The 20,808-nt window shown below is 72.0% G+C and carries 13 protein-coding genes; 5 read left to right on the forward strand and 8 right to left on the reverse strand.

Going from position 1 to position 20,808, the window contains the following annotated elements; translation table 11 throughout:
- Window positions 1-161: 161 nt before the first annotated feature.
- Window positions 162-3,458, reverse strand: coding sequence for a S8 family serine peptidase (locus ABZ880_RS53270; protein WP_361278984.1), 3,297 nt, complete (start codon window positions 3,456-3,458; stop codon window positions 162-164).
- Window positions 3,459-3,968: 510 nt separating this feature from the next.
- On the opposite strand from ABZ880_RS53270, the gene ABZ880_RS53275 reads away from it, so the two are divergent.
- A complete protein-coding gene (locus tag ABZ880_RS53275; RefSeq protein WP_361278986.1) occupies window positions 3,969-6,989 on the forward strand; it encodes a hypothetical protein in 3,021 nt (1,006 codons plus the stop codon).
- A 243-nt stretch (window positions 6,990-7,232) separates the two neighbouring features.
- On the forward strand, window positions 7,233-10,583 hold the full coding sequence (locus tag ABZ880_RS53280; RefSeq protein ID WP_361278988.1) for an RICIN domain-containing protein: 3,351 nt from the start codon (window positions 7,233-7,235) through the stop codon (window positions 10,581-10,583).
- Window positions 10,584-11,019: 436 nt separating this feature from the next.
- Here the strand turns inward: ABZ880_RS53280 and ABZ880_RS53285 are convergent, their stop codons facing one another.
- Genes ABZ880_RS53285 through ABZ880_RS53300 form a run of 4 tightly spaced genes read right to left on the reverse strand, consistent with a single transcriptional unit; the run spans window position 11,020 to window position 14,030 of the window.
- Window positions 11,020-11,523, reverse strand: a complete 504-nt coding sequence (locus ABZ880_RS53285; protein ID WP_361278990.1) for a flavin reductase family protein — start codon at window positions 11,521-11,523, stop codon at window positions 11,020-11,022.
- 34 nt (window positions 11,524-11,557) lie between these two features.
- Window positions 11,558-12,589 carry a ferredoxin--NADP reductase gene (locus ABZ880_RS53290; protein ID WP_361278992.1) on the reverse strand — a complete coding sequence of 344 codons (1,032 nt, stop codon included), beginning with the start codon at window positions 12,587-12,589 and terminating at the stop codon, window positions 11,558-11,560.
- Window positions 12,586-12,867, reverse strand: coding sequence for a hypothetical protein (locus tag ABZ880_RS53295; protein ID WP_361278994.1), 282 nt, complete (start codon window positions 12,865-12,867; stop codon window positions 12,586-12,588). Before ABZ880_RS53295 ends, ABZ880_RS53290 begins: the two co-directional genes overlap by 4 nt.
- A complete protein-coding gene (locus tag ABZ880_RS53300) occupies window positions 12,864-14,030 on the reverse strand; it encodes a Rieske 2Fe-2S domain-containing protein (RefSeq protein WP_361278996.1) in 1,167 nt (388 codons plus the stop codon). The genes ABZ880_RS53295 and ABZ880_RS53300 overlap by 4 nt, the downstream gene beginning before the upstream one ends.
- A 347-nt stretch (window positions 14,031-14,377) precedes the next feature.
- On the opposite strand from ABZ880_RS53300, the gene ABZ880_RS53305 reads away from it, so the two are divergent.
- The 3 genes from ABZ880_RS53305 (at window position 14,378) to ABZ880_RS53315 (ending at window position 18,405) form a co-directional block, all read left to right on the forward strand.
- Window positions 14,378-15,562, forward strand: a complete 1,185-nt coding sequence (locus ABZ880_RS53305; RefSeq protein ID WP_361278998.1) for an acyl-CoA dehydrogenase family protein — start codon at window positions 14,378-14,380, stop codon at window positions 15,560-15,562.
- A 65-nt stretch (window positions 15,563-15,627) separates the two neighbouring features.
- Window positions 15,628-16,518: a VOC family protein gene (locus ABZ880_RS53310; RefSeq protein WP_361279000.1), complete on the forward strand. Its 891-nt coding sequence runs from the start codon at window positions 15,628-15,630 to the stop codon at window positions 16,516-16,518.
- 150 nt (window positions 16,519-16,668) lie between these two features.
- Window positions 16,669-18,405 carry an FAD-binding protein gene (locus ABZ880_RS53315; protein WP_361279003.1) on the forward strand — a complete coding sequence of 579 codons (1,737 nt, stop codon included), beginning with the start codon at window positions 16,669-16,671 and terminating at the stop codon, window positions 18,403-18,405.
- Between the two features lie 28 nt (window positions 18,406-18,433).
- Here ABZ880_RS53315 and ABZ880_RS53320 read toward each other — a convergent pair whose 3' ends face one another.
- The 3 genes from ABZ880_RS53320 to ABZ880_RS53330 all read right to left on the reverse strand — a co-directional run.
- Window positions 18,434-19,063, reverse strand: coding sequence for a TetR/AcrR family transcriptional regulator (locus tag ABZ880_RS53320; RefSeq protein ID WP_361279005.1), 630 nt, complete (start codon window positions 19,061-19,063; stop codon window positions 18,434-18,436).
- 92 nt (window positions 19,064-19,155) lie between these two features.
- Window positions 19,156-20,040 (reverse strand): alpha/beta fold hydrolase, encoded by an 885-nt coding sequence (locus ABZ880_RS53325; protein ID WP_361279007.1) that lies wholly within the window; start codon window positions 20,038-20,040, stop codon window positions 19,156-19,158.
- Window positions 20,041-20,255: 215 nt separating this feature from the next.
- Window positions 20,256-20,808, reverse strand: a 553-nt coding sequence (locus ABZ880_RS53330) for an IclR family transcriptional regulator C-terminal domain-containing protein (protein WP_361279009.1), incomplete at its 5' end; no start/stop codon positions are given.

Here is a 20,808-nt window from a genome sequence, read left to right on the forward strand (position 1 = left end):
GGGGGCGTGCCCGGCCCGTTCAAAAGAGCCCTTGGGGGGGGCGCCACTGGTGGCCCCCCGCCCAAGGGCTTGACGGGAGACGGGCGAAGCTGGTCCGTACGGGCCCGCCCCACCCCCGTTGTCGTAAGGCCGGCCGCACCGCGGCCGGCCTTTCGACTGTGTCAGCCGACCGTGTAGGTGTACGGGATCCCTGTGATCTCGGAACCGTTCGCCACACCCGAGGCGGAGACGGTGTCCACGTACAGGATCCCGTGGACGACCGTGCCCGAGGCTGCCGTCGGGGTGAGCGTCAGGGTCATCGTGCCCGAACTTCCAGCGTCGACGTGGATCGACCGGTCCTCGGTGCCGTAGTCCCAGAACCGGCCGGTCGACGCCTGTGCTGCGGGGTCGAAGGGCTGGGTTGTGGCGGTCACGGTCACACGGGCGGTGTCCGCCGGCGCGGGGGTGTCGGTGAACGGGCCGGGAGAGGAGACGCCCACGTTCCAGATGCCCGCGGTGAGCTGGTCGGCGGCGCTCGTGGCCACCACCGAACCGTCGGGGACCGGTGTGCCGAGGATCTCGGGCGAGCCTGTCCAGGGCAGGATCGACGCGTCCACGGGGGTGTCGGCGGTGACCGTGGCCGTCAGGGCCGTGGTGTGGGTGGGGACCCACCAGGACGGGTAGGTGTCGGCGTTCAGCGGGAAGGTGGTCGCGCCGTCGACCTCCGGCAGGACGATCTCGGCGGAATCCGTCAGCCTCGGGTCCAGGAAGTAGTACCGGCCCGCCGGTCCGGGGTTGGGCACCCGCACCGTGACCTTGAGGCTGCTCCCCCGCCCGATGACACGGGCCGGGCTGTCCGGCAGCCCCTCGGCCGTGGCCCGCACGGCGTTGAGACGGACCCTTCCGGTGACCCGCTGGCTGATCTCCTTCCCACTCACGGCGCCGGGTACGGCGACGATCAGCGTCCAGCGTCCCGCGGCGGGCTGGTCCACCGTCAGGCTCGCGTACCTCGTGGGGGTGGTCCCCTTGGGGCCCGTCCGGTCGATGTCGCGGGCGAGGATCTGCTGCTGAGGGCTGATCAGGTAGTAGTCGAGTTCGGTGCCGGCGTCCTGCGCGGTGAGGTCGACCGTTAGGTCGGGTCTGCCCGCCGGTACGTCGAGGTAGTAGCCGCTGGTCTGGCCGACCTCGCGGCCGACGCCGCCGTTGATCCGGGTGGTGAAGGCGGTGCTGTGCCCCGGTGCAGGGTCGACCGGGATCAGCGTTCGCCGGGCCACCGGAAGCGACAGGCGCGTTGCCCGGTCCGAGGCGAACTGCAGGGAGAACGGCGCGTCGCCCGCCGCCCGCGGGAACGCCACGGTCACGGGGAAGCGGGCCGTACCGCCCGCCGGGACGGTCCGGGTCTGCGTGGGCACACCGGCCGAGGTCCAGCGGCGCCCGGTGATCCGGATGTGCAGGGGGCCGCGGTAGCTGCCGGGGGCGTTGTTCGCCCACTGCAGGCCGTCCATGCCGAAGCTCCAGATCACCTTGACGGTCCAGGTGCCGGGAACCGGGTCGCGCACGTCGACGTACTGGTGGTTGCTGCGCCCGCCGCCACCGTAGTCGTAGCCGACCTGCACCAGCCGGCCCTCGGGGTCGAACACGACCGGGATGAGATAGCCCGACTTCTCCTTGCCGGGCCAGGCCGTGGTCACTTGTAGGAGGGGTGTCCCCCTGGGGACCCGGACGGTCAACGGCCTGACGGCGAGCCTGCCCTGGGCGGTGTCGCCGAGCGGTGCGCCGACGGTCACGGTGTGTTCGGAGGTGAACGTCGCCGGGCCGAGGGTGCGGGAGGTCATGGTGACCCGCTGGGGCCGGTCGGCGGTGTTGGTCAGTGCGACGGTGGTGTGCCGGGCGGAGCCGGGACGGCCCGTGAGGTCCAGTTGGGTGTCCGAGGCGACGAGAGACGTGCTGTCCGCCTGCCCGCCGGGGATGCCGGTGGCACGGGCCGCCCGGACGGCGGCGTCGGTGTTCAGCAACCCGGCGCCCTGCTCGTCGGCGGGCACCCCGAGGTCGGTGGCCGTGCCGGTCAGAAGACGCTTGACCAGACCCGGAGCGGGGTGCGCCCCGTGGTGGGTGCTCTCATAGGCCTGGATGACGTCGGCCGCCGCGCCCGCCACGAAGGGCGCCGACTGGCTGGTGCCGCCGAAGATCTGGGTCGGCAGCGAGCAGCCCGTCCACTGCGGGCCGGGCGTGCAGGCGGCCATGTCGTAGGCGCCGGGCGCCACCATGTCGAGCACCCTGTTGCCGGGCGTGGTGCCGCCGGAGGAGAGGGCGGCGATGTTGTCGCTGGTCCAGCCGCCGTATCCGTACCCGCCGGCCATCAGGCGGGTGGCGGTGGAGGCGCCGACGCCGATCACCTGCGGGTCGCTGGCCGGGGAGCCGACGGTGCCGGAGACCCCGGAGTCCCCGGTGGAGACCACGACGGTGGTCCCGGCGGCGACGGCGGCCCGGTCGGCGAGCCGGATGGGATCGTTGTCGGGGTCCGGGTAGTGGATGGCCCCGAAGGACTGGCTGATCACGTCGGCGTGGTGCTCGACTGCGTACTGGACGGCCTGGACGAACCCCGAGGTGTAGGCCGCCGTCTGTCGGCCGAACACCTTCAGATCCATCAGTTCCGCGTCCGGCGCGAAGCCGCGGATGCGGAAGGTGCAGCCCTTGGGCACCTGGGTGGCATAGGGCAGTTGTGCTGCCATGTCGTACGTACGGCTGCCCTGCGCGGCGAGGGCGCTGGCGTCGCCGAAGGCCTCCTCGGCGTCGGTCGTCTCGCTCGTGCCGGGGCCGACGAAGTCCTGGTAGTCGGTGATCACATGGCTGCCGTCGGGGCGGACGAACTCCGGATTGTCGACGTCGATCCCGTCGGCCATGAAGGCGACCTTCACCCCCTTGCCGGTGGCCAGCCTCTGGGCGGCGTCGGTCCTCGTGAGCGAGAGCCCCTCGGGCTCGACGACGGGGTGGGCGGGGTCCTTGGGGCAGGCGGCGGTCGTGCCGGTCGGGGACCCGGCGCCCCGGACGGCACCAGTGCCCGTTGCGCCGTGCAGCCGGGGCGGGCGTATCGGGAGGTCGGGTACGACGGCGGCCACCTGGCTGTCGTCGCGTATACGGGATATCGCCGAGGGCATCACGCTCGCGGCGACGGCGTTGAGCAGGCTCATCCGGGTGACATGGGTGGCGCCGTTGGCCTTGAGCAGGGACAGGACCGGTCGTTGGTCGCCGGACACCGCCCGGTCGCGCCGCGCGGTATTCGTCCTGGGTGACAACTCCGGGTGCTGGTCGCGCAGCAGCACGATGACACGCTGCGCGCCGCCGGCGGCGGCGGTGGCCGTGCTCGGTGTGGTGGGGGCGGCCGCCGTGGGGGCGACGCCGAGGGCGAGAACGCCGAGCAGGACCGTACCGGTGAGGGCAAGTCGCCTGCCGGCTGGGCCCGTTCTTCTGTTGTGCATGCAAGTCTCCGCTGGGGGTGGGGGGTTGGGCCGTCCGGGGACGTCCCACAGACGATCTTGTCGTCCACAGCGGAGTCAAAGAATCTTCCCTGGTTAAACAGTTGTCGATCTTCTGGGAAACAGCAGCACGCGCCCGCGTGGAGCATGGTCGACGAGTGCGCCCGGGATCACCCGGGAGTCGCCCGCGAAGCGCATCCTCATGATAGATCCCATCTATTCACCGTCAGGGCAGGGCACGGATCGACCAAGGAACAGCAAAAACACCGCCAGTTGACACAGACCCTGGACAGCGGTGGCGACCTCGCCTATAAATACATCCTATGTTACTGACTTGTGACAGGTCAGCTTCACATCCGCTGCGCGCCTGCGCCGCCAACGCGCCCCGGCCGTAACCGCGTCGGCGAGTCCGCGGCCCGTCAACACCCTCTCCTTCACCAGAGCGAACCGAAGTGCGGACCGCTCCGCCCGGCCCCCGCACGGCCGGGCGGCCACCCACCCATGGGAGTACCAGTGAAGAGACACAGACCACGGCTGCTCGCGAGCGCGGCCGCCGCGGGAGTCCTGATCGCGAGTCTGTCGCCCGTCGGGACCGCGGGCGCCGCCCCGGTCGGCGCCGCCGACGGGCCGACCACGGCCTGGCGCGACGGCGGGTTCGCGCTGGACTCCGCGAGCGTCGTGCGGGAGTCCGACGTCAACCTCGGCCGCCCCAACGCCGATCCGACCCAGTCACTGCCCCTGGGCAACGGCAGTCTGGGCGCGGCCACCTGGGCCGCGGACGGCTTCACCGCACAGCTCAACCGCGCGGACACGCTCCCGAAGCGCCTGACACCCGGCATCGTCAGCATCCCCGGGCTCGGCCGCCTGACCGCCGCTCCCGACTTCGCCGGTCATCTCGACCTCTACGACGGCGTCCTGTACGAGACCGGCGGCGGGATGACCGCGAAGGCCTGGGTCGACAGCGCCACCGACGCGCTCGTCGTCGACGTCACCGGGGCGGACCCCGCGTCCGCCCAGAGCGCCCGGATCACCCTGCCCTCGGGCCGCACGGCGAACGCCCAGGTCTCCGGCGCCACGGCGACGCTGTCCTCGACCTGGTTGGACGACGTCCCCAGGACGGGTTCCGGCTCGACCTTCGGCACGCTGGCCGGCTTGACCGCCGCCGGACGTGACGTGACGGCGCGCGTGGCCGGGCCGACGACGGTACAGGTCGACTTCCGTCCCGCCGCCGACGGCTCGTTCCGGGTGGTCACCGCAGCACCCCGGTGGGCCGGGGGCGACCCCGCGAAGTCCGCGGCGAAGGCGATCGGCGACACCGCGAGGCTGCCCTCCCGCCCGCTCCTGGCCCGCACCAGCGGCTCCTGGCACGACTTCTGGGAGCACACCGGACTGATCAGGATGACGTCCTCCGACGGCAGCGCGGCGTACGTGGAGAACATCCGCACCATGTTCCTCTACGCGAACCGGGCGGAGACGAGGACCAGCGGCAACCTGCCCGGCTCCACGTCCGGCGCGGCCAACCTGTTCAACTTCCTCGGCGACAAGCAGCCCTTCTATCCGGCGGCCTACTGGTTCTGGAACCTGCGCCAGCAGGTGGCGTCCAACATCAGCAGCGGTGACTTCGCCCTGAACCTGCCTGTCTTCAACCTCTACCTGTCCAACCTGCCGAACATCGAGGCGTGGACCCGGGCGCACGAGGGCGGCCTGCCCGGCCTGTGCGTCCCGGAGACGATGCGCTTCAACGGCAACGGCTACCAGAACGACGGCACGCCCGACAACGACGCGAGCTGCCAGAACGACCACCCGACCTGGAACGGCCAGACGATCACCAGCGGCGCGGAGATCTCGCTGTGGATCTGGCAGCAGTACCGGGCCACACACGACCTCGCGTTCCTGCGCACGTACTACCCGCTGATCAGCGGCAGCGCCCGGTTCCTGCTCGCCTTCCCCACCCAGGGCGCCGACGGGCTGCTGCACACCGTCAGCAACGCCCACGAGAACCAGTGGAACGTCAAGGACCCCACCACAACGATCGCCGCCATGAAGTCGCTGTTCCCGGTCGCCGCCCGAGCGGCGGAACTCCTGCACCGGGACACCGACTTGGCCCGGCAGCTCAGGGCGGCCGTCGGCCACCTGCCCGACTTCGCCCGCACTGACGCGGCCACCCACAGCAAGCTGCTCACCGCGGCCGACGACGCCTCGCCCGACACCGTGATCGGCACCTCGTACGAGCCGACGGCCCCGTACCACAACAACGAGAACACCGGACTCGAACCGGTCTGGCCCTACAACGTCATCGGTGACGACTCCGGTGCCCTCACGGAGCTGGCGGTCCGGACCTACCGGAACCGGCCCAACGTGAACGCCCTGGACTGGACGGACGACCCCATCCAGGCGGCCCGGCTCGGCCTCTCCGACGAGGTGAGGACCGCCCTGCTGGCAGGTATCGCCAAGTACCAGCCCTTCGTCTCCGGCCTGGGCTCCTGGCTCGGACCGACGACCCTGGGCCCCTTCATCGAGCACTCCGGCGTCGTGTCGACCGCGCTCGGCGAGGCCCTCGCCACCGACTACGACGGCATCCTGAGGATCGCGCCCGCGTGGCCCTCGGGCTGGGATGCCGCCGGCACGGTGTACGTACGGGACAGGACCAGGGTGCATGTCCAGGTCGAGGACGGGACGCCCGTGACCGTCGGCATCGAGTCCGGCCTCGACCACCGGATGTCCATCCGCAGCCCGTGGCCCGGTCAGTCCGTCGCCGTGGTCGACGGCCGCACCGGACGCACCGTCGTGCAAGCAGGTACGTCCGCCACCATCGCCCTCCCCGCCAGGGCGGGGCACACCTACCTGGTGCAGCGCACGGCCGTCCCGACCACCGGGCTGCCGTACCAGAAGGTGACCGGCACGGTGAGTTCCGCCGCGAAGCACCTGGGCGGCCGGCAGATCGGCCTCGACCCGGCCAAGCACTACGACTCGCTCGCCGCCTCCTTCGACAACGTCGGCGTCACCGACGACACGAACACCGCGTCCGGCGACATCGACGGCGGCGGGGCCAGCATGTCAGCCCAGGCCCTGGCCACCGCGGGAGTCACCAGCGGCGGCACGTACCGGCACGACGGCGTCACCTTCACCTGGCCGACGACCGGGGCCGGCAGGCCCGACAACGCCCTGGCCACCGGCCAGTTCGTCAAGGTCTCCGGCAGCGGTACGAAACTGGGCTTCCTGTATGTGCCCACCTGGGGCCCCCTGTCGGGAACCGGGACGATCGTCTACACCGACGGCACCACCCAGAGCTACACACTCGCCGGCAACGACTGGCAGGCCACACCGGCCACAGGCCAGGACGCGCCACTCGTCCCCGCCTACCAGAACCGGCAGGGCGACACGAAGGCCGACACGCCTTCCTACGTCTACTACAGCGGCGTGCCCCTGGCCGCGGGCAAGACCGTCGCGCAGGTCCAGCTGCCCGCGGTGGGTCCCACACCGGTGGTGCGGGGCGCGGAGCTGCACGTCTTCGCCATCGCCGTGGGCGGCTGACGGAACGGCCCATGCACCGGGTGCGCGTCAGGCACGCCCGGTGCACGCGGTGGGCCGGCGGGGCAACCGCATGTGGGGTGCCGCCCCTCGGTGGACGGCCGACGCGGTCCGTCTCGCCTCCGCCCCTCCCTCCGCGCACCTCTCCTCCACCGGAGTCCTCTCCGGCCCCTCCCCGCCTCACACCAGCTTGACTCCCCCTCTCCTCCCGCGATGCCACGCGCCTCCCCTGACTGGAGTCCCAGCATGACGAGCCGCCATCCCCAGGACCAGTCCCACGAACCCAGCCGCCGTCTCTTGCTCGGCCTCGGCCTGGGCGCCCTGAGCACCGCTGCGCTGGCCGCGATACCGAGTACGGCCGCAGCCACGACCGGAACCCGTGCAGCGAGCGGTGTCGGCACCGAAGCCGTGGTGCCCGCCGCCGGCACCTGGTCCATCGCCCTCGACCCCGGCGACCAGGGCGTGGCCCAGGCATGGTTCGCCGACGACCTGCCCAAGGCGACCCGAATCCACCTGCCGGGCGACACCGACCAGGCGGGGCTCGGTGACACGCCCGGCCCGCAGTGGGCCTCGGTCCCCTCGGACATCGACCCCGCCATCCGCGACGAACCGCTGTTCAGACTCAGCAGGCCGTCCGTGTACACCGGCGCCGCCTGGTACCAGCACACCGTTGAGGTGCCCGACAGCTGGGCCGGGCTCGACGTCGAGCTGTTCCTGGAGCGCTGCCTCTGGCAGAGCCAGGTGTGGGTCGACAGCACCCATGCCGGCACCCAGGACTCGCTGAGCACACCCCACCTCCACCAGCTCGGCGCGCTCACCCCGGGAACGCACCGTCTGACCCTCAGGATCGACAACTCCGACATCCACCACTCCGCTGTCACGACGGTCAGTGCGCACGCCTACGGCGACGACACCCAGACCATCTGGAACGGCGTGGTCGGGCGGATCGAGCTGCGCGCCCGGGAGAGGGTCCGCATCACCGACGTCCAGGTGTATCCGGACGCCGCCACCCGCAGCCTGAAGGTGGTCACCGCCGTCGCGAACACCGGCACGGCTCCAGCCTCCGCCGTGCTCACGCTCGGTGCCGGCTCGGCCGACACACCCGTACGCGGCCGTCGGGTGCGGGTCACCGCGGCGCCCGGCGCGTCCGAGGTCGCCACGACCGTGCCGCTGCACGGCGAGATCCGGTTCTGGGACGAGTTCACGCCCGCCGTGCACCGGCTGCGGGCGACGCTGACCGCCTCCGGGGCACCGGACACGGTAGACGTCCCGTTCGGCCTGCGCGAACTGCGGGCGGACTCGACCCAGTTCAGCCTCAACGGCCGGACCATCCAGCTGCGCGGCACCCACGACGGCGGCGCGTTCCCGCTGACCGGCTACGCCCCCATGGACGTCGACTCCTGGCGCGGAGTCTTCAAGGTCATCACCGACCACGGCCTCAACCACTACCGCTGCCACTCCTGGTGCCCGCCGGACGCGGCCTTCACCGCTGCCGACGAGGCCGGCGTGCTCATCCACGTCGAGCTGCCCGCCGCGTTCGAGGACGTCAGCCCCGACGCCGACCCCGACCGCAGCGACTTCGTCGCTGCCGAACTCGACAGGATCCTCGCCGCCTACGGCAACCACCCGTCGTTCTGTCTACTCAGCATGGGCAACGAACTCAGCGGCAAGTCCCGTACGGTGCTGACCAAGTGGGTGGCGCACGCCCGGCAGACGGACCCCCGGCATCTATACACCGTGTCGAGCAACCCCGAGGCGATGGGCGCCTATCTGCCCGACCCCGAGGACCAGTACATGGTGGCGCACTCCGCCAAGGTCGACGGGGTACGCATGGGGCGGCGTCTGGAGTCCACGGTCGACTCCGAGAAGCCCGATACCTCCCGCGACTACGCGGCGACACTGGCCGGCATCGGCATTCCGGTGCTCTCGCACGAGGTCGGCCAGTGGAGCGTGTACCCCGACTACCGGGAGATCGACCGGTACAAGGGGGTGCTGCGGCCCCGGAACCTGGAGGCCTACCGCAGGTCCCTTGACGGCCACGGCATGCTCGACCTGGCGGACGCCTTCGTCAGGGCCTCCGGTCGGCTCTCCCTGCGTCTGTACAAGGAGGAGGTCGAACGGGCGCTGCGCTCCCCGGGGTTCGGCGGTTTCCAGCTGCTGGACCTGCACGACTACCCCGGTCAGGGCACGGCCCTGATAGGGCTCCTCAACGTCTTCTGGCAGTCCAAGGGAATCGTGAGCGCGCGGGAGTTCAGGCGTTTCTGCGGGCCCGTGGTGCCGTTGCTGCGGCTCGACTCGCTGGTGTGGCGCAGTTCCCAGACCCTTTCCGGCACTGTCCAAGTGGCCAACTACGGACGCGGTGACGTCACCGCGACGCCCCGGTGGACCGTTCTGGACGACGAGGGCCGTACCGTGGCGAAGGGGCGGCTCCCCAGGTCGACGTATCAGCAAGGAGGCCTGCGCGACGCCGGACCGATCAGCCTTCCCCTCGACCGGCTGGACGTGCCCCGGCGCTACCGCATCGAGGTGGAGCTGCCCGGCACGGAGTACGCCAACGACTGGAACATCTGGGTCCTGCCCGACACCGTCAGCGCCGACCCCGCCGAGAACGTGACGGTCACCAGCGACCTGGCGTCCACCCTCACCGCCCTGGCGGCAGGCCGGCGGGTGCTGTTCCTGGCGGCGGGGAAGCTCACCCCGGCAGGCTCGGATCCGGTCAGCTCCACCACGCCGTTCTGGAACACGCTGATGTTCACCGGTTCGCCGAAGTCCATGGGCATCCTGTGCGACCCCGGTCACCCCGCGCTCGCGCACTTCCCCACCGAGGGTTTCGCGGACTGGCACTGGTGGGAGCTGCTCTCGGCCACGACCGGCGCGCGGGTCTCCCGCCTGGACGCCGCACCCGCCACGTACCGTCCCGTCGTGCAGGTCGTCCACCACGCGCCGGAGAACCACAAGCTCGGCGCGGTCTACGAGTTCGAGGTCGGTCCGGGCAGGCTGCTCGTGTCCACCCTCGACCTGACCACCGACCCCACGGGACGCCCTGTGGCCGCCCAGCTCCTGCGCTCTCTCCTCGACTACGCGGCGAGCGATGCCTTCTCCCCGACGGCCCCCGCCGACACGGCGCTGCTGCGCTCCCTGTTCACCACGCCGGGCGTTCAGGGACTGAAGGGCCCGTACCGGCTGGTCAACGCGCACAGCGGCCTCGTCCTGGACACGGCGGGCTCCGGTACCTCCAACGGCACCCCGCTCGTTCAGTCGGCGTCCGACGCGGGCGGCTCCGGCCAGCGTTGGACGTTCACCGCGACGGCGGACGGCGGCTACTACACCCTGACCGGCGTCAGCAGCGCGAGGGCCGTCGACATCCCGAACAACACCGGTACCCCGGACACCCAGCTCGAACTGTGGACCCCCACCGGCGGCGCCAACCAGCAGTGGCTCGTGCTCCCCTCCGGGGAGGGCTACACCCTGACCGCCCGCTCCTCCGGCCTCAACCTCGATGTCCGGCAGGGATCCACCGAGGCCGGAGCGGCGGTGGTGCAGGCTGCTCCGTCCGACTCCGCCACGCAGGTGTGGAAACTGGTCGACGCCCGGTGAGCCCGCCCGGCGCACCGGAGTTCGCCCTCTGGCCGCAGGATCGCGAGATCCGGGACGGAAGACCGGCGCCACGGCCCTACCTGCACCCGGTGTCGCCCGCCCGGGTCACGGACGGGTAGGGCCGCGTCGGCCCCGCGGCCGTCGACCGCCAGGCCGTCCTGGAGGCGGCAGGACTCGCCGCCGCCCCGGAGAACGGGCAGGCCCGACGCTCGTACGACCGAGTCCGGGGCCGGCGCCCTCCGGCACCAGCCGGCCCGCCTCTCGACCGTCGAGGACGAGGCAGGCTGGCTGGTGCGCGTGTCCCGCGGGTTCTCGTGCTCCCCCGTGGTCCGGGACCTCCGTGACCGGGTACGCACCGGGGCGGCTTGCGCGGAACACCCTGATCCATCCGGTCTCTCCGGCCCGCCACGAGATCGGCGCGTGGCGCGCCGCCAGGTCACCGCCCGCTCGGCGCCAGCGCCGCGTCCGGCAGGTCGTGGCCGCCCCGGAAGTAGAGCAGCGGTCCGTCCTGCCGTTCCACGCTCAGTTCCAGCACCCGGCCCACGACGATGTCGTGGTCACCGCCGTCGTACACGGTCTCGATCGTGCAGCCGAGCCAGGCCAGGACACCGTCCAGCACGACGGTCCCGCCGGGGGTGCGCCGGGAGCCGACCGCGTCGAACTTGGGGCCGCTCGTGCTGCCGAACGCCTCGCAGACCGCGCGCTGGTCCTCGGCCAGGACGTTGACCCCGAAGCGGCCGGAGGCGCGGATGCGCGGCCAGCTGGTCGAGGTGTGCCCGGGGCAAAACAGCACCAGCGGCGGGTCGAGGGACAGCGAGGAGAACGCCTGGCAGGCCAGACCGACCGGTTCGTCGCCGTCCAGTCCGGTGATCACGGTGACGCCGGTGGCGAACTGGCCCAGGGCGGTTCGGAACGTCCCCGCGTTCACGCTCGGGCGCATCGAAACTCCTTCGGTGAGTGGTGAGCGGTGGGGCTCAGTCGTAGACGACCTCGACGTGGTCGGAGAGCGGTACCGCTTGGCAGGCCAGGACGTAGCCTTCGGCGAGGTCTTCCTCCTCCAGCACGGTGTTGCGCAGCATCTTCACTTCTCCCGCGACGACCCGGCAGGCGCAGGCGCTGCACGCGCCCTCCCGGCAGGAGAACGGGGCGTCGAGGTCGCGGGCGCGCAGGAGGTCGAGCAGGGTCGTCCGGGCGGGCCACGGCAGGGTCCGCCGCTCGCCGTCGAGCCGGACGGTGAGGGTGGCGGCGCCCGCCTCGTCTGGGGCAGGCATCTCGGGCCCGGCGGCGGCCAGGGCCGCGAACGGGTCGGCGGCGAGGGAGCGGTACTCCTCGGTGAGCACTCTGGACCGGGGCGTCCCCAGCCGCTCCAGCGCCTCGGCCGCCGCTCGCATGTAGGGTGCCGGCCCGCACAGCAGGGCCGCGTCGGCGCCCGCCCAGGGCTGCGCGAGAGCGGCGAGCCGGGCGGGGTCGGGCAGGCCGTGGAGCGTCTCCAGCCAGTGGACGACCCGGATCCGGTCCGGGTGCGCCTCGGTCAGGCGGCGCAGTCCGTCCGCGAAGATCACCGACCGCTCGTCGCGGTTGGCGTACACCAGCACGGCCGTACCGCCTTCGCGGGCCCTGGCCCGCAGGATCGACATCACCGGAGTGATGCCGCTGCCCGCCGCGAAGAGCAGCAGGTCGCGCTGGTCCACCGCGGGAGTGAACCGGCCTGCGGGGGCGAGGGCGTCGACGGTGTCGCCGGGACGGAGCCGGTCGCAGATCCAGTTCGAGGCGATACCGCCGGGCACCCGTTTGACCGTGACGGTCGGCCGGGCGTCGCCGGGGGCGCTGGACAGCGAGTAGCAACGGGCCACCCAGCCGTCCGGCGCCGGTATGCGCAGCGTGAGGAACTGGCCTGGCTGGTGACGGAGTTCGTCGCCGTCCGAGGCCTCGAAGGTGACGGACACCGCGTCGTCCGTCTCCGGGGTCACCTCGGTGACGCGCAGGGTGCGGATCGGAGCGGTCACCCGTCGACCACCGTCAGCCGGCCCGCCCGTACCGCCTCCTCGATCGTCGCCCGAAGCCGCGTGCAGGTGGGGATCACCGCGGTGCGCGGCGGTCCGTCCCCGGCGCGCACCTCGGCGAACTCGGCACAGCCCCCGGCTCCGTCGGGCCACTGCACGGAGGTCTGCGCCAGACTGCTCTTGCGCACCAGCACGGTGGTGGCGCAGCGTTCGCAGGACAGGGCCTGCACCTGGGAGGTCCGCACCGGGTCCGCCAGCGGGACCCGCGTGTCGGCGCTCACGCGGGCCGGAGCGGAACGCCGCCCTGGCGCTTGAGGTTCTCCTCGACCTGGCCGGTCCAGAACTCCACGGCGCGCTCGGTGTCGAGTTCGAACTCGAAACGGTTCGTCATCTCCGGGGTGACGTCCTCCACGTCGACGTAGAACTGCTCGTACCAGCGCCTGAGTTGGTAGACCGGGCCGTCCTCCTCGCACAGCAGCGGGTTGTCGATCCGGGTCTTGTTCCGCCAGATGGCGACGTCCTGAAGGAAGCCGGCCTCGACGCCCTTCGCGGTCGCCTCGGCGATCTGCTGCGCCACCTCGTCGGGCTGGCCCGGCGTCTTCTTGACGATGCAGCCCCACTGCAGCACGAAGCTGGTCGGGCTCACCGGGTAGTGGCAGTTGATGAGGACGGTCTCGGTCTCGATGAGTCCGTTGGAACCGTACAGCCAGTCGATCATGTACGACGGTCCGAAGTACGTCGCCTCGGAGCGGCTGACGCGCTTCTGCTCGCCCTCCGCCTTGGAGTAGGTGGTGCCGAGGTTGACGTCGTCGCGGGCGGTGGAGTTCATGTACTGGGTGGCGAGGTGGCCCTCGAACACGTTCTTGAAGTACACGGGGAAGGAGTAGTGCACGTAGAAGAAGTGGGCCATGTCGACCACGTTGTCCACGATCTCACGGCAGTTGGAGCCCTCGATCAGGATCGAGTTCCAGGTCCAGTCCGACCACTCGTCGGAGAAGGCCCCGTCGACGCGCGGGATGTCCAGCTCGGGCGGCGGCGGGTTGCCCTGCGGGTCGTGGTACACGAAGAGCTGTTTGTTCTGCTCCAGGACCGGCCAAGACTTGGTGCGGGCACGTACCGGGACGCGTTTGGAGTACGGGATGCTCGCGCAGCGGCCGTTGCCGGACCAGCGCCAGTCGTGGAAGGGGCAGGCAATCTCGTCGCCCTTGACCTCGCCCTGGGTCAGATCGCCGCCCATGTGCGGGCAGTAGCCGTTGAGGACGCGCAACTGGCCACCGCTGTCGGCGAAGACCACGAGCTTGGTGCCGAAGGCCTGGACCGCGTGCGGCCCGCCGTCCCGGAAGGTGTCGGCGAGGCCCAGGCAGTGCCAGCCCCGCGCGTACCGGACGGGGGGCGCTCCCACCTCGATGACGCGGACCTGCTCGCCCGACTCGGCTGTTGTCATCGGTCCTCCATGATGTGCGCGGCGACGCCTCTCGGCGCGGCGGCGGCGCACACCCGGTCGGCTGTGCGGCGTCACCCTGGCTCGTCATCGTGCGAACCGGGCCCGCGCCCCCAAAGGCCCGCTCCCGCTGACCGGGATGCGTGGGCACTCCCGGGCGACACTCGTGGTGCGAGCCCCCTGGCAGCGCCAGGAAGGGAACGGCCGCCTCCCGCATACGGCGGTCCCGTTCAGCGGGAGACGCATGCGGGGGCCCCTCCCGCCCGGGCCTAGCGTCGGGCCGACCGGGCGACGGCGCCGCGGGGAGGCGTACCCGCGGACCGGTTCGCGGCGAGGATCGGGAGGTTGGGATGGCGCACGAGGTGGTCCACCGGGTCGAGGAGGCCGCGACGCTGCTGGCGGCGACGGCCGAGGAGACGGAGAACCTGGGACGGCTCTCGGACGAGAGCGTCAAACTCGTCCGGCAGGCGGGCGTGATGCGGCTGTTGCAGCCGACCGACTTCGGCGGCTACGCCGCTCATCCGGGGGACTTCGCCGAGGCGGTCATGGCGGTGGCCCGGCACTGCGGGTCGACCGGCTGGGTGTGCGGCGTCGGCGGTGTGCACCCGTGGGAGATGGCCGTGATGGACCGCCGGCTGCAGACGGAGGTGTGGGGCGAGGACCCGGACACCTGGATCGCCTCGCCGTACGCGGCCCAGGGCATCGCCACACCCGTCGACGGCGGGTACACGCTGAGGGGCCACTGGAACTTCTCCTCCGGGACCGACCACTGCGACTGGGTGTTCCTGGGCGCGCTGGTCGGGGGCCCCGACGGCAAGCCGCAGCAACCGGTGAAGATGCTGCACGTGGTCCTGCCCCGCTCCGACTACACGATCGTGCCGGACTCCTGGGACGTGATCGGCCTGTGCGGCACGGGCAGCAAGGACGTCGTCGTGGACGGCGCCTTCGTGCCCGACTACCGGACCATCGAGATGGCGGACGTCGCGGAGGGCCCGACGGCGGCGGACCGGACGGGCCGTTCCGAGACGCTGTACCAGCTGCCGTTCTGGGCGATGTTCCCGCTGGGCATCACGGCGGCGGTGGTGGGCATCGCCGAGGGCGCGCTCGCCGCGCATCTCGACTACCAGCGCGACCGTGTCACGGCGATGGGCACGAAGATCAAGGACGACCCGTACGTGCTGTCCGCGATCGCGGAGGCGGCCGCCGAGATCGGCGCGTCCCGCACCCAACTCCTGGACGGCATCAGCCGGTTGTACGACCAGGCCGAGTCCGGGCAGCCGATCGCCTTCGAGGACCGGGCGGTCGTACGGCGCAACCAGATCCGGTGTGCCTGGCGCGCGGTCGCCGCGGTCGACGAGATCTTCGCCCGCTCCGGCGGGAACGCGGTGCGTCGGCACAACGTCATGCAGCGCTTCTGGCGCGACGCGCACGTCGGTCTCCAGCACGCCATCCACACCCCCGGGGCGATCTACCACTCCGCCGCGCTCACCTCGCTGGGCGTCGAGCCGGAGGGGGCGCTGCGCGCGCTGATCTGATCACCCGCCTCGCACCGAGGCGCACCACGAAGAGACGTCAAGTCGACTGGAGAGAGAGGAACTTCATGGGCGACATCAGCTCGCTTGGCTACGTCCGGGTCCGGACCGCCGACATGGCACCGTGGCGGGCCTTCGCCTTCGAGACGGCGGGGTTCGCCGAGGGAAGCGGTCCGGAGGCCGACGCGCTGTACCTCCGTGCGGACGAACGCGGCGGCCGGATCGTGGTCCTGCCCGGTGCCGAGGACCGGGTGGAGGCGGTGGGCTGGGAGGTCCGCGACCACCTCGCGCTGGGCCGGGTCCAGGCGGCCGTGGAGGCCGCGGGCATCGCCGCGAAGCCGCTGTCGCAGCAGGAGTGCGACCTGCGCCGGGTGGAGGCGGCCGTCGCCTTCGAGGCGCCCGGCGGGACACCCGTGGAGATCTTCCACGGGCCGGCCCTGGACCACAGCCCGCTCGCCACGCCGTACGGCAACCGCTTCGTCACCGGCAAGCTGGGCGCGGGCCATGTCGTGGTGCCGGTGGGCGATCTGGACGGCGCCTACCGCTTCTACACGGAGACACTGGGCTTCCTGCCGCGCGGCGCCTTCCGGCTTCCCGCGCCGCCTGAGTACGGGCCGGTCCGGCTGCGCTTCCTCGGGGTCAACGCCCGCCACCACAGTCTCGCCCTGCTCCCCTCACCGGAGCTGAAGGCGCCGGCGCTGGTGCACATCATGGTCGAGTGCGAGACCCTCGACGAGGTCGGGCGGGCCCTGGACCGGGTCCTGAAGGCCGGCTACCACGTGTCGTCCACGCTGGGCCGGCACACCAACGACAAGATGGTCTCCTTCTACGTGCGCACGCCCGGGGGCTGGGACCTGGAGATCGGCTGCGAGGGCCTGCTCGTCGACGAGGACTCCTACACCGCCGAGGAGATCACCGCGGACAGCTACTGGGGGCACAGCTGGGACTTCGGCGCCTGACGCCGGTTCCCGCCCACCGCGCACCACCCACCGCCCGGGAGGCCCGTCGCCTCCCGGGCGGTTCCGTTGAACGGGACCTGGTCTGGTCCGGGCGGGCTCCACCTCCGAGGATCGGGCCGCACCAGTTCGACACCAGCACGGAGGTCCCACATGGCCACGACTCCCCCAGCTCCCGAGCCTCGTCCCTCCGTCGACGGGGACACCGCACAGCGCGACGACGGCGCGTGGGACGAGGAGGTCGACCTCCTCGTGGTCGGCAGCGGCGCGGCCGGCATGGTCGGCTCCATCGCCGCGCACGACGCAGGACTGACGGCCCTCGTGGTGGAGAAGGCCGACGTGTTCGGCGGTTCGACCGCGCTCTCCGGTGGCGGTGTATGGATTCCCGACAACCCGACACTGCGGGCGGCGGGCCGGGGCGACTCACGCGCCGAGGTGCGCCGCTACCTCCAGGCGGTGGTCGGCGACCGGGTCCCGGCGGACCGGCTCGACGTCTACGCGCAGCGCGGGCCCGAGGTCCTGGAGATGTTGCACCGCGTCAGCCGCCACATGGAGTTCAGCTGGTGTCCCGGCTATTCGGACTACCACCCGGAGGAGCCGGGCGGCCGGCCGCTGGGCCGCACGATCGAGCCCCGCCCGATCGACGGACGGCTGCTCGGCGAGGACGAACGGCATCTCAAGGGCCTGGACGTGCCCACCCCGATGGGCCTGTGGCTCACGGGATATGAGGCCCGGGTGCTGATGATGGTCCAGCGCGACTGGCGGTCCTGGCGGATGCTCCCGGTGGCCGGCTGGCGTGTGGTGTCCAACCTGTTCCGCCGACGCAGGATGAAGACGCTCGGCGCGGCGCTGATCGCCCGGCTGCGCCTGACCATGAAGGACCTCGGCATCCCGCTGTGGCTGCGGGCACCGGTGACCCGTCTCGTCGTGGAGGACGGACGGGTGACCGGTGCCGTGGTCGGACGGGAGAGCGGCGAGGTGCGTGTGCGCGCCCGGCACGGCGTGCTGCTGGCCACCGGCGGCTTCGACCATGACATGGAGATGCGCAAGGCACACCTGCCGGAGCCGGGCCGCCCAGACCACAGCATGGGTGCGCCCGGCAACACCGGCGACGGCCATCGTCTCGGCGCACAGGTGGGCGCCGCCACCGACCTGATGGACGACGCGTGGTGGATGCCGGGCGTGGCCCTGCCGGAGGGGGGTGTCTTCCCGCTGGTCTCCGAGCGCTGCATCCCGCCGATGGTCATCGTGAACTCCGAGGGCCGCCGGTTCGCCAACGAGTCGGCGCCGTACGTGAACTTCGTGCACGCCCAGCTCGACGGCGGCCACATCCCGGCGTACGAGATCTTCGACGCGAAGGCCCGCCGCCGTTACCAGTTCGCGGGTGTGCTGCCCGGCAAGGACTTCCCGGCGGAGTGGTACCGCACCGGTCTGGCCGCCAAGGCGGAGAGCCTGTCCGCGCTGGCCGAGGCGATCGGGGTGCCCGGGGACGCGCTGCGGCAGACCGTGGAGCGTTTTAACACCTTCGCCCGACTGGGCAAGGACCGCGACTTCGGCCGGGGCGACAGCGCGTACGACCACTACTACGGCGACCCGACGCTGCCCAACCCGGTGCTCGACACCATCGACGCCGGGCCCTACTACGCCGTCCGGATCGAGGCCGGTGACCTGGGCACCAAGGGCGGTCTGGTCACCGACGCGGCGGGGCGGGTACTGCGCGCGGACGGCGGCGCGGTGGAGGGGCTGTACGCCTCGGGCAACGTGTCCGCATCGGTGATGGGCAACGACTACGCGGGCGCGGGGGCCACGATCGGCCCCGCCATGGTGTTCGCGCATCTCGCGGTGGAGCACGCGGCCGGGCGGGCGCGGCAGGCGGTGGTGGCGGACTGAGCAGGGTCGGCCGGGCGCCGGCGGGTGTTCACCGCGCCGGCGTCTCCTCCCCCGGTGCCTCGCCCGCAAGGAGCCGCCGCGCCGCCAGCTCGATCTGCTGTCGTGCCTCGTCCGGGCTCGTCCGTCCGCTGAGGCAGGACACGAGGACGCCCCACCAGCCGTACACCAGCATGCGGACGGCGGTCTCCAGCTCGGGGCCGGGGTCCTCCACGCCGAGCGTGCGCAGGGTGGCGCGGTAGATGTGGGCCTCGGCCATCGGCGCCTGCGGCTCCGACGGGTCGCAGTAGTCGACGGTGGTCGCCCGGACCATCGACCCGCACAGCAGCGGCTGTTCGACGAGGCGGCGGGTGAGGGCCGCGAGCCGCTCGCCCACCTCCTGGAAGCCGCCCCCGTCATCGGTGGGCCACTCCTCGGCGACGAAGCGCGCGATCCGGGCGTTGAACACCGCGGTGAACAGCCGTGCCTTGGACGGGAAGTAGCGGTACAGGGTGCCGAGCGCCACGTCGGCGGCGCGGGCGACCTCCTGCATCTGCACCTGCTCGTACGCGGTGTGGGCCCCGAGCTCGGCGGCGGCGGCCAGCATGCGGTCCCAGCGCTCGTTCTGACGATCGGACGAGGGTGCGGCCGCGCTCTTGCGTACCTCGGCGACTCGTGGCACCGGTCTCCCTGTCTGTCGGTTCTCCGGGCTCAGGCCCTCGGCCGTTCCAGGATAGAGGCCGCCGCGCCGGCGTCCGGATGTGGACGGTGGTCTCAGGTCTCGTCGCCGGGCCTGGTGAGGAAGGCGAGTACGGCGCTCTCCCAGGCGGCCTGCTGCTCGATCATCACCCAGTGACCGCACCGGGGCAGGACGTGCAGCTCCGCGCTCGGCATGGTACGCATGGGCAAAAGGGCCATGTCCAGCGGGCTGACCCGGTCGTCGCGGCCCCAGGTGACCAGGGTGGGGGCGGTGACCTTGTGCAGCATGGCCCAGTACGGCGGCCGGTCGCTCGCCTCCGCCGCCGCGAAACCCGCCGCGATCGCCTTGCGTCCGTACATCCGCCGGGCCGCCGCGAGGGTGTCCGGGTCGGTGGCCTGCGTCCAGCGCTCCTCCACCATCTCGTCGGTGACGACGGCCGGGTCGTACACCATCGAGTGCATCCAGCGCACCAGGGCTTCCCGGGTCGGGTTCTCGGTGAAGTCCACCAGCAGGTTGATGCCCTCGCCGGGGGCGGGGCTGAACAGGTTACGGCCGATGCCGCCGACGGTCACGATGCGCCGGAACAGGCCGGGCCGGACGATGGCCAGGTTCACCGCGACGATCCCGCCCATGGAGTTGCCCACCACGTCGACCCGGTCCAGACCGAGTCCGTCGAGGAAGCGCGACACCGCCTTCGGCGCGGCCACCATCGGGTGCTCGTCGGTCGGATCGCTCACCCCGAATCCCGGGAACTCCAGGACCAGGCAGCGGAAGTGGCCGGCGAACGCGGCCAGGTTGCCCCGGTAGTTGCGCCAGCCGGTCACCCCGGGGCCGGAGCCGTGGAGCAACAGCAGGGGCGGGCCGTCCCCGACCTCGTGGTAGCGCAAGGCCCCTTCGTCCGTGGGGAGTTCACGCAAGGTCTCGGCGTAGCCGGGTGCCCGGTTCGTCACCTCGGTCATGGTCCTCGCCACCTCCGGCGTCGGGATCGCTGTCGTCAAGGACGCTAACCAGGCACCCGGTGAGCCATGGCACACACATCCCGGCCAGCGGGACCGCGCCGGGCCGATGTTCCTCTGCGGACCGGCAGCGGTACGGACAGAGGGGCGGGCGCCGGTCCTCCCGGTACGGCGGCAGGAGAACCGGCCGGCCGGCCTCGCGCCCAAGGCCGGAACGGCTACCCCATCGTGGTGACGGACCGCCCGTTCGAGGCGCGCAGGGCGGACTGCGGGCCGGTCCGGGTGCGACGGGCCGGCAGGACCGCGGACGGCATCCGGGGCAGGCGACCGAGTTCGTCCACGATGCCGCGGGCGGCGGCGAGCGCGAGAGGCGCGAACCGTTCGAGCGGCGCGTCGGCCTCGCCGACCACGGAGAGCGCGCCGAGGGGCCCGGAGGCGCCCCGCAGGGCGACCCCCACGCAGCCGACGCCGCCGAAACACTCACCCCGCTCGTAGGCGAGACCGTGCCGGTCGCGGACGCGGCTGAGTTCCTGGTGCAGCCGGTCCCTGGTGTTGATGCTGCTGTGCGTGCGGGCCGGGACGCCCTCGGCGTACTCGTATTCGATCTGGTCCGGTGTCAGCCAGGCGAGCATGGCCTTGCCGAGTGCCGTGCAGTGGGCGGGCGCGCGCCCGCCCCCACGGGGCGGCCCGGCGACCGCGGGCCGGCCGCCGCCGTTGTCCAGGGAGTATATATCGGTGTCCTCCCGGACCGCGCGGTGCACCACCATACCC

Origin of the sequence: Streptomyces sp. NPDC047043 (genome assembly GCF_040644055.1) — a bacterium.
In the GTDB taxonomy this organism is placed as follows: Bacteria; Actinomycetota; Actinomycetes; order Streptomycetales; family Streptomycetaceae; genus Streptomyces.

Coding starts and splice junctions, on each gene's coding strand:
- ABZ880_RS53285 (WP_361278990.1), bottom strand. CDS start 11,523: ATGCGCCCGAGCGTGAACGCGGGGACGTTCCGAACCGCCCTGGGCCAG.
- ABZ880_RS53325 (WP_361279007.1), bottom strand. CDS start 20,040: ATGACCGAGGTGACGAACCGGGCACCCGGCTACGCCGAGACCTTGCGT.
- ABZ880_RS53315 (WP_361279003.1), top strand. CDS start 16,669: ATGGCCACGACTCCCCCAGCTCCCGAGCCTCGTCCCTCCGTCGACGGG.
- ABZ880_RS53270 (WP_361278984.1), bottom strand. CDS start 3,458: ATGCACAACAGAAGAACGGGCCCAGCCGGCAGGCGACTTGCCCTCACC.
- ABZ880_RS53280 (WP_361278988.1), top strand. CDS start 7,233: ATGACGAGCCGCCATCCCCAGGACCAGTCCCACGAACCCAGCCGCCGT.
- ABZ880_RS53305 (WP_361278998.1), top strand. CDS start 14,378: ATGGCGCACGAGGTGGTCCACCGGGTCGAGGAGGCCGCGACGCTGCTG.
- ABZ880_RS53310 (WP_361279000.1), top strand. CDS start 15,628: ATGGGCGACATCAGCTCGCTTGGCTACGTCCGGGTCCGGACCGCCGAC.
- ABZ880_RS53300 (WP_361278996.1), bottom strand. CDS start 14,030: ATGACAACAGCCGAGTCGGGCGAGCAGGTCCGCGTCATCGAGGTGGGA.